This window comes from Streptomyces sp. NPDC059477 (assembly GCF_042749375.1).
In the GTDB taxonomy this organism is placed as follows: Bacteria; Actinomycetota; Actinomycetes; order Streptomycetales; family Streptomycetaceae; genus Streptomyces.
Window position 1 is genome coordinate 58,258 of sequence record NZ_JBHYUG010000044.1, and the last position, 8,659, is coordinate 66,916.

The 8,659-nt window shown below is 72.2% G+C and carries 8 protein-coding genes; 6 read left to right on the top strand and 2 right to left on the bottom strand.

Going from position 1 to position 8,659, the window contains the following annotated elements; all coding sequences use genetic code 11:
* Positions 1-226: 226 nt before the first annotated feature.
* The 3 genes from ACFXAZ_RS22305 (at position 227) to ACFXAZ_RS22315 (ending at position 2,747) form a co-directional block, all read left to right on the top strand.
* A complete protein-coding gene (locus ACFXAZ_RS22305; RefSeq protein ID WP_384593913.1) occupies positions 227-1,597 on the top strand; it encodes a peptidase C39 family protein in 1,371 nt (456 codons plus the stop codon).
* Positions 1,598-1,796: 199 nt separating this feature from the next.
* Positions 1,797-1,946 (top strand): SCO1431 family membrane protein, encoded by a 150-nt coding sequence (locus tag ACFXAZ_RS22310; RefSeq protein ID WP_384593876.1) that lies wholly within the window; start codon positions 1,797-1,799, stop codon positions 1,944-1,946.
* A gap of 99 nt (positions 1,947-2,045) precedes the next feature.
* Positions 2,046-2,747 (top strand): TetR/AcrR family transcriptional regulator, encoded by a 702-nt coding sequence (locus ACFXAZ_RS22315; RefSeq protein WP_384593878.1) that lies wholly within the window; start codon positions 2,046-2,048, stop codon positions 2,745-2,747.
* An 82-nt stretch (positions 2,748-2,829) separates the two neighbouring features.
* On the opposite strand, the gene ACFXAZ_RS22320 is transcribed toward ACFXAZ_RS22315, so the two are convergent.
* Positions 2,830-4,080: a glycoside hydrolase family 18 protein gene (locus ACFXAZ_RS22320; RefSeq protein ID WP_384593881.1), complete on the bottom strand. Its 1,251-nt coding sequence runs from the start codon at positions 4,078-4,080 to the stop codon at positions 2,830-2,832.
* 333 nt (positions 4,081-4,413) lie between these two features.
* Between ACFXAZ_RS22320 and ACFXAZ_RS22325 the strand changes: the two genes are divergently transcribed.
* Positions 4,414-5,583 (top strand): acyl-CoA dehydrogenase family protein, encoded by a 1,170-nt coding sequence (locus ACFXAZ_RS22325; protein WP_384593884.1) that lies wholly within the window; start codon positions 4,414-4,416, stop codon positions 5,581-5,583.
* 1,081 nt (positions 5,584-6,664) lie between these two features.
* Here the strand turns inward: ACFXAZ_RS22325 and ACFXAZ_RS22330 are convergent.
* Positions 6,665-7,102: a hypothetical protein gene (locus tag ACFXAZ_RS22330; protein ID WP_384593887.1), complete on the bottom strand. Its 438-nt coding sequence runs from the start codon at positions 7,100-7,102 to the stop codon at positions 6,665-6,667.
* Positions 7,103-7,381: 279 nt separating this feature from the next.
* Here ACFXAZ_RS22330 and ACFXAZ_RS22335 point away from each other — a divergent pair, with 279 nt between their 5' ends.
* Positions 7,382-7,822: an Lrp/AsnC family transcriptional regulator gene (locus tag ACFXAZ_RS22335; RefSeq protein ID WP_384593890.1), complete on the top strand. Its 441-nt coding sequence runs from the start codon at positions 7,382-7,384 to the stop codon at positions 7,820-7,822.
* Between the two features lie 66 nt (positions 7,823-7,888).
* Positions 7,889-8,659 (top strand): amidohydrolase family protein (locus tag ACFXAZ_RS22340; protein ID WP_384593893.1); only part of this gene is annotated, 771 nt, incomplete at its 3' end.

Consider the following 8,659-nt stretch of genomic DNA (forward strand, 5'->3'; position numbering starts at 1 on the left):
GTGTCATTCGGGCGGGGCATCTCACCATCATCGCTGGTACGGGCCGGGCGGCGCCGAACCGGACCACCCGGGACATGCCAATGGACTGAACCAATATTGCTGCCCGGCACACGCTCGCGGGTGCTGGCCGCGCCCCGCCCCGGCGGGGATAGTTGCCCCACGCGGTCACACCCGGCCGCGCCCGTCCCGGACTCCTGGGGGTCGCACACCCATGCGCCGTGCCGATTTGCGCCGTGTCGAAGAGCCGTCCCGCAGAACCGTTCTGGCAGCGACGGTGGCCGCCGCAGTCGCGGGCGGCGCCGGGTCCGCCTCCGCCGCCCCCCGTGGCGGAGACGGCGGAGGCGGAGACGGCGGCGGCGCTCCGGCCCGCCCGATCGACAACCGGGCCTGGATCTCGTACGACGACTGGTGCTCCGGTGTCGCGCGCGGTACCTCGGCGGTGTCCGGTGACCGGCCGGGTCTGGTGCTCGCGGTCCCGGCCGGCACCGTCGACCACCGGGATCCGCACACCGGGACGACCGCCACCTGGGAGTACGGCACCTGGACCTCGCCCGTGCACCGGCTCGCCGTGCCCGCCACCGAGGTCATCGTGTCCTGGAACGCGCACACCGCGCCCGGCACCTGGATCCAGATCGAGCTGAGCGGCACGTACACGGACGGCACGGCCACGCCCTGGTACGTGATGGGCCGCTGGGCGGCGGGCGACGAGGACATCCGGCGGACCTCCCTGGACGACCAGAGCGACGGCAGGAGCAGCGTCTGGACGGACGCCTTCGGGATCGACGATCCGGCGTCCGGCCTGCGCCTGGCCTCGTACCGGCTGCGGCTCACCCTGTACCGCAGGCCGGGCACCCGGCTCACTCCGACCGTGTGGCGGGTGGGCGCGATGGGCTCCGACGTCCCCGACCGCTTCACCGTCCCGGCGTCCACGCCCGCGCTCGCCGCCGAACTGGCCGTGCCACGCTACTCCCAGGAGATCCACAAGGGCCGGTACCCGCAGTACGACAACGGCGGCGAGGCCTGGTGCAGCCCCACCTCCTCGCAGATGATCATCGAGTACTGGGGCGGCAGGCTCACCGAGGAGCAGCTGTCCTGGGTCGACCCGGCCTACACCGACCCACAGGTGTGCCACGCGGCCCGGTACACCTACGACCACCAGTACGCGGGCTGCGGCAACTGGCCGTTCAACGCCGCCTACGCCGCCACCTTCGACGGTCTCCAGGGCGTGGTGACCCGGCTGGGCTCGCTCACGGACGTGGAGACCCTCATCGAGGCGGGCATTCCGGTCATCACGTCGCAGTCCTTCCTGGAGTCGGAGCTGACCGGCGCCGGGTACGGCACCGCCGGGCATCTGATGACGGTGATCGGCTTCACCGCCGACGGCGATGTGATCGCCAACGACCCGGCCTCGCCCGGCAATGACGCCGTACGGCGGGTCTACCGGCGGCGCGAGTGGGAGAACATCTGGCTGCGGACCAAGCGCTACAACGCCGCCGGCAAGGTCGCCTCCGGCACGGGCGGGGTCTGCTACCTCTACTTTCCGGCCGACCCCGGCACGCGGCAGCGCACGGCGCTCGCGGCGGTGGGGGTGCGCTGACCGGCGGCTGAGTAAGCGGCTGACCAGGCGGCTGACCAGGCAGGGGGCGCCCTCCGCCGCCCGGCCGGGGGGTGTGCCGGGGGCGTCCGTCTGTGACCAACCTCTCCGCCGCGCCGGTCGCGCGCGGTGGCACAGTGGACGGATCGGCGAGCCGCCGACGGGGGAGACCACCACCCGCACGAGCAGAGCGAGACCGCCCATGACCGCGCACTCCAGCACCACCCGAGCCGGTGCCCGCACCCGTACCGGCGGTCCCCGGGCGGACGGCCCCAAGATCGTGGAGCACATCGTCGGCTGGACCCTCGTGGTGGTCGTCGCGATGCTGATCACCCAGCTCGGCCTGGTCTGATCCCGCGCCCGGCGGTGCCGTGGGGCGGGACCGGCCGTTTCCGCGTCCTTGATCTCCGGCGCGGACCGACCTGGCATACTGCTCACTCCCGCAGCCCGGATGAGACCAGGGTCGAATGTGAGTACCAGTCAGCGGCGTGACGCCGCCTCCCGTCCCCGGGCCCGCGGCACCGAACGCTCGCTGGCCCGCCGGACCGAACTCATCGCCATCGGGCGGAAGCTGTTCGCCGACACGTCCTACGACGCCCTGTCGATGGACGACATCGCCCGCCAGGCCGGGGTCGCCAAGGGGCTGATCTACTACTACTTCCGGTCCAAGCGCGGCTACTACCTGGCGATCATCCAGGACGCGGTGTCCGACCTGGTCACCTCCGCCGCCGCCGGTCTGGACCGCAACCCGGTGGACCGGGTGCACCGCACCATCGACGGCTATCTGCGCTACGCCGAGCACCACCAGTCCGCGTACCGCACGATCGTCAGCGGCGGCGTCGGCTTCGACACCGAGGTGCAGGCCATCCGGGACGGGGTGCGCGAGGCGATCGTCGAGACCATCGCCGAGGGCGCCTACGGGCGGCGGGAGATCGCGCCGGTCGCCCGGGTGGCGCTGATCAGCTGGATCTGCGGGGTCGAGGGCGCCGTCCTCGACTGGATCGCCCGCCCGGTCCTGACCCGCGACGCGATGTGCCGGCTGCTGGTCAAGACCCTCGGCGGCACCCTCCGCGCGGTGGAGGAGATGGACCCCTCCCACCGGGCCCCGGGCCCCGCCCGCCGGGACGGGGTGCCCGCACCCCGGGAGGGCTGACCGCCGGAGCCTCGTCACCGGGGCTGGAACAGCCTTGGGGCGGGGATCCGCCGATCCCCGCCCCAAGTGTCCGTGGTGTGTGTTACTTGATGGCCTTGATCAGCTCACCGTTGGCGGTGTCGCCGCTCAGCTCCCAGAAGAAGGTGCCACCGAGGTCCTGCTTGTCCTTGTACTTCATCTTGGTGTTGATGGTGCCGGGGGTGTCGTAGCTCCACCAGTTGTCACCGCACTTGGCGTACGCTGCGCCGCCCACCGTGCCGGTCGCGGGGCAGGTCTCCTTGAGGACCTTGTAGTCCTCGAACCCGGCCTCGTACGTGCCGGCCGCCGGTCCGGTCGCCGTGCCGCCGGGCTCCGCCTGGGTGACGCCGGTCCAGCCGCGGCCGTAGAAGCCGATGCCGAGCAGCAGCTTGGCGGACGGGATGCCGAGGCTCTTCAGCTTGGCGATGGTCGCCGCGGCGTTGAAGTCGGCGTTCGGGATGCCGGGGTAGGCGGTGAGCGGCGAGTGCGGCGCGGTCGGGCCGGCCGCGGCCCAGGCGCCGAAGAAGTCGTACGTCATCGGCAGGTACCAGTCGACGTACTTCGCGGCGCCCGCGTAGTTGGCGGCGTCGATCTTGCCGCCGGCGGTGGCGTCGGCGGTGATGGCGGCGGTGACCAGGTTGCGCTTGCCGAACTCGGCGCGCACGGCCTTCATCAGCGCGGGGAAGGACTCCCGGCCGGTGGTGTCACAGGTGAGACCGCAGGCGTTCGGGTACTCCCAGTCGATGTCGATGCCGTCGAAGACGTTCTTCCACTGGGAGTTCTCGACCAGGTCGTAGCAGGACTCGGCGAACGCGGCCGGGTCCTGGGTGGCCTCACCGAAGCCGCCGGACCAGGACCAGCCGCCGAACGAGTACAGCACCTTGATGTGCGGGTACTTCTTCTTCAGTTCGAGCAGCTGGTTGAAGGTGCCCTTCAGCGCCTGGTCCGCGGTGTCGGCGACCCCGTCCACCGACTCCTCGGCGGTGTAGGCCCGTTCGGTCGCCGCGTAGCTGTCGCCGATCGTGCACTTGCCGTCGACCACGTTGCCGAAGGCGTAGTTGATGTGGGTGAGCTTCTTCGCGGAGCCCGAGGTGACGATGTCCTTGACCAGATAGTCGCGGCCGTACGTGCCCCACTCGGTGTAGTAGCCGATCACCTTGTCGGAGCTCTGGCCGGACGGTGCCTTGGCCGCCGTCGACTCGGACTTCGCCGTGGCGGTGCCCGCCCCGGCCAGCAGTCCGGCGCCGAGAACGGTCGTACACACCGCTGCCACGAGCGCCCTGAATCTGGCGCGGGGGCGGGGGAGGGATCGCATCGAGAGGTCTCCTGAGGAAAGGGGGAAGAGAGCGCGGGCCGATTGGCATGAACGCGAAGATGCGGCGATTGACCGGAACCTTAGGAGGACTAGACCAGTCGGGTCAATGGTTCGGACCAATTTCAGCCACCGTGGGTTTCCTGGCGTGAGCGGTCGTCAACAAGTGACGCAGTCCGCCCGATCGGGCAGACTCACAGCGCGCAGCCGCCGGTCAGCCGCTTCCGTGACCCGGGAGCGCGGTGACCTCGGCCGGCGCACGGGAATTCCCCGGCGGAGCCGCCACCACCCGAGGCGACGCCCGCCGCAGTGCCCGCAAGGGAGGAGAGCGTCGCCATGCCCGACCGCGCCCAGCCGGTGGACCGGCACCTGCCCACGGACGAGGCCCGCGAGCTGATCTCGCTGGTCCGTGACATCGCCGCCCGCGAGATCGCCCCGAAGGCGGCCGAGGAGGAGGACGCCGGACGCTTCCCGCGCGAGGTCTTCACCCTGCTCTCCCGCTCCGGCCTGCTCGCCCTGCCCTACGCCGGTGAGTACGGCGGCGGGGACCAGCCCTACGAGGTCTACCTCCAGGTCCTCGAAGAACTCGCCGCCGCCCGGCTGACCGTCGGCCTCGGCGTCAGCGTCCATTCCCTCGCCTGCTACGCCCTCGCCGCCCACGGCACCAAGGAACAGCAGGTCGAGCGGTTGCCCGCGATGCTCGGCGGCGGCCTGCTCGGCGCGTACTGCCTCTCGGAGCCCTCCTCCGGCTCCGACGCCGCCTCGCTGCGCACCCGGGCGGTCCGCGACGGCGACGGCTGGGCGATCACCGGCACCAAGGCGTGGATCACCCACGGTGGGATCGCCGACTTCTACACCGTGCTGGCCCGCACCGGCGAGCCGGGCGCCCGTGGGATCACCGCCTTCCTGGTGCCCGGCGACGCCGAGGGCCTGAGCGCGGCGGCGCCCGAACGGAAGATGGGCATGAAGGGTTCCCCGACCGCCCAGATTCACCTGGACGGCGTACGCGTCCCGGACGATCGGCGGATCGGCGAGGAGGGCCAGGGCTTCGCCATCGCCCTGGCCGCGCTGGACTCCGGGCGGCTCGGCATCGCGGCCTGCGCCATCGGCGTCGCCCAGGCGGCGCTGGACGAGGCCGTGGCGTACGCGGCCGGGCGGCGCCAGTTCGGGCGGCCCATCGCCGACTTCCAGGGGCTGCGGTTCCTGCTCGCCGACATGGCGACCCAGATCGAGGCGGGCCGCGCCCTGTACCTCGCGGCGGCCCGGCTGCGCGACGCGGGCCTGCCGTTCGCCAAGCAGGCGGCCATGGCCAAGCTGCACTGCACGGACACGGCCATGAAGGTCACCATCGACGCCGTGCAGATCCTCGGCGGCTACGGCTACACCGCCGACTTCCCGGCCGAGCGCTATCTCCGCGAGGCCAAGGTGCTCCAGATCGTCGAGGGCACCAATCAGATCCAGCGGATGGTCATCGCCCGCCACCTTGCGGGTCCCGAGACGCGCTGAACTGCCCCGGCCTGACCTGCGGCGCCGCGAGCCGGACCCACTCCGGATCGTGGCGCCCCGGCAGGGTGCGCCCGCGGTGCTCCCAGGTGAGCATCAACTCCCGGAAGATCGGGGGGTCCTGGTGCTGCTGCGGCGACAGCGGGACGTACCGCTGGGGGGCGCGCGCCGCGTGCGAGCCGCGCGGAACCGATTCTGCGGGGACCGGTACAAAAATCTGGCGCTGACGCCCGGTCGTGGAATGTCTGGGGGTCACACCAGGGCAACGCGCCCGACCGGGGACAGGTCACCGAACGCCGGAATCGACCGTCAGTTCGTCAGCACGACACGCCGGGCTTCCCTCCCGCAGAGCGGGCCCCTTGCTCCTCGCCGCCGACCGCTGTGCCCTGCGCGCCGAGACGGGGGCGTACGCCGTCTTCCCCGGGTACGGCATGGCGCGCCGGTGTTCCGACCCTCGTCGGTGTCCTGATCCGTGCCGATGCCCCGATCCTTGTCGGTGTCCCGATCCCGCGCCGGTGGCTTGATCTCGCGCCGACACCCCGATCCTGCGCCGGTACTCAACACCGCCCGCCGGTACCCCCACTCCGCGCTTTGACGCCGAGCACAGTGACGGTCCGGTGCCGCGTCGCGACGGACGCCGCTCGGGAGGAGCCGGAGGCCACGACGATCGGCGTACCGACCCACCCGCACGGCCAAGTGCCCATCCGGAAGGCGGGACTTGATCGCCCCGGGGGCGCCTTGCGCCGCGACCGGGTGCGGCGGCGCTGCCCCGGCCGGTCCGGGCTCACCCTGCGCGCCCTGCACATCCCCACCCTGTACCCCACGCACGTCCCCCCTGTACGCCACGTACGTCCCCACCGCGTACGCCTGTCCGCGGCCACGCGAACGTGATGCCGCGCGCGGCCCACCGCAGGGCGTACCGCGCTGCGGTCGCCGTCCCGGTGGGTCCGGGCAGCCCGATTCCGCACCGCGGCGGCGTGCGGGCCGTGGTGGAGGGGCGGTACCCGGGGAGGGAGCGAAGGGACGGCGGACCCGGCGTCGGGGCGGGCCGTGTGACGTCGCGTCGGACGCGGCGGAGAAAGGTTCAGGCAGCGTGGCGGCGCATCATCGGGACGCGCATCGGGCGCGAGCCCGGACCGCCCACGTGCGAGAAGGGCTGGGTCCGCCAGTCGAGCCCCTGCGGAAGCGTCAGCAGCAGGGCGGTGTCCTGCTCCTGCGGCTCGACGGACTCGTCGGCGGAACGGGCGTCCGTGGCCTGCCGGCCGGTGCCCGCGCAGACCGTGAGACCGAACGGGTTCCACGGCGAGACGCACAGCGCGTGCTCCGGCAGAAACTCCTCGTCCGCCAGAAGCGCGATGGGCTGCGTGCAGTCCGGGCAGATCACCCGGAACATCTCGAAGGTGTCGTACGCGTCGAGTTCCTCCGCGTCGAAGTCGTCGGAATCGACGCCCTCCGGCACGATTTCCAGGACCGGCTGCTGCCGCTTGGGCGCGGTGCGACCAGGGCGCTTAAGACTCTGCATTGGGTTCTCCCCCTCGGGCTGGGCCGTGAAGGCACTGCGGCCTCGACCACAGCAAGCACTTCCCGTCCGCTCTTCCGGGTAATCACGAGACCATCACGAAGGGCTCCGAGGGCTTGTGGTGTTCGTCACATGCCGCTCGCAGGTGCCCGTCACAGTGAAAGCGACCGGTCCGACAGTCCCCGGCCGGCCCGCCGATCACCCACGCGCACATCACGAACAGGGCATGACCTGTACCTCTCAGCTATCCGTGGAGATCAACGGCACTGTAGGTTCTCCGCCATGGAGGAGCTGGACCGTCATATCGTGCAGCTGCTCGTCGAGGACGGGCGAATGAGCTACACAGACCTGGGCAAGGCCACGGGCCTTTCCACGTCGGCCGTGCACCAGCGGGTGCGCCGGCTCGAACAGCGTGGCGTCATCCGCGGCTACGCCGCCGTGGTCGACCCCGAGGCCGTCGGACTGCCGCTGACCGCGTTCATCTCGGTCAAACCGTTCGACCCCAGCGCCCCCGACGACATCGCCGACCGCCTCGCCGGGGTCCCCGAGATCGAGGCGTGTCACAGCGTCGCGGGCGAGGAGAACTACATCCTCAAGGTCCGCGTGGCGACCCCGCACGAGCTGGAGGAACTCCTCGCGCGCCTCCGCTCGCTGGCGGGCGTGTCGACCCGGACGACGGTGGTGCTGTCGACGCCGTACGAGGCGCGTCCGCCGAAGATCTAGGACGCGCCGGGCGCCGGACCTGCCCCGATGGCGTCGCCCTCCCCGGGGGGAGAGAAACTGTCCGGCATGAGTGAATGCACGGTTCTGCTGCGCCGCGGTGAGGTCCACAGCCCCGCCGATCCCTTCGCCACCGCGATGGTCGTCGAGCACGGCGCCATCGCCTGGGTCGGCTCCGAGGGCGCCGCCGACGCCTTCGCGGACGGCGTGGACGAGGTGATCGACCTCGACGGCGCGCTGGTCACCCCGGCGTTCACCGACGCCCATGTGCACACCACCGCCACCGGCCTCGCCCTCACCGGCCTCGATCTGACCTCCGCCGCCTCCCTGGACGCGGCCCTGGCCCGGGTACGGGAATTCGCCGCCGCCCGCCCCGGCGACCGCGTGCTGCTCGGCCACGGCTGGGACGCGTCCCGCTGGCCCGGCGGGCGCCCCCCGACCCGCGCCGAACTGGACGAGGCGACCGGCGGCAGGCCGCTCTACCTCAGCCGCATCGACGTCCACTCGGCGGTGGTCAGCACCGCCCTGCTGGACCTGGCCGGGGGGGACGTGCCGCGCGAGGACGTCCCGCTGACCGCCGACGCCCACCACACCGTGCGCGCCGCCGCCCTCGGCGCCGTCACCGCGGCCCAGCGCATCGAGGCCCAGCGCGCCGCGCTCGCGCACGCCGTCTCACTCGGCATCGGCTCCCTGCACGAGTGCGCCGGTCCCGACATCTCCTCCGAGGACGACTTCACCGGCCTGCTGCGGCTCGCAGCCGAGGAGCCCGGCCCGCGGGGGGGGGGGGGGCGTGGGGGTGGGGGTGCGAGTGAGGGCTCTGTGTGGCGGCGGGAGTCTCTG

What these genes read in the sequence shown, in the direction of transcription:
- ACFXAZ_RS22310 (WP_384593876.1), top strand. Translation starts at nt 1,797, where the DNA reads ATGACCGCGCACTCCAGCACCACCCGAGCCGGTGCCCGCACCCGTACC.
- ACFXAZ_RS22315 (WP_384593878.1), top strand. Translation starts at nt 2,046, where the DNA reads ATGAGACCAGGGTCGAATGTGAGTACCAGTCAGCGGCGTGACGCCGCC.
- ACFXAZ_RS22320 (WP_384593881.1), bottom strand. Translation starts at nt 4,080, where the DNA reads ATGCGATCCCTCCCCCGCCCCCGCGCCAGATTCAGGGCGCTCGTGGCA.
- ACFXAZ_RS22325 (WP_384593884.1), top strand. Translation starts at nt 4,414, where the DNA reads ATGCCCGACCGCGCCCAGCCGGTGGACCGGCACCTGCCCACGGACGAG.
- ACFXAZ_RS22330 (WP_384593887.1), bottom strand. Translation starts at nt 7,102, where the DNA reads ATGCAGAGTCTTAAGCGCCCTGGTCGCACCGCGCCCAAGCGGCAGCAG.
- ACFXAZ_RS22335 (WP_384593890.1), top strand. Translation starts at nt 7,382, where the DNA reads ATGGAGGAGCTGGACCGTCATATCGTGCAGCTGCTCGTCGAGGACGGG.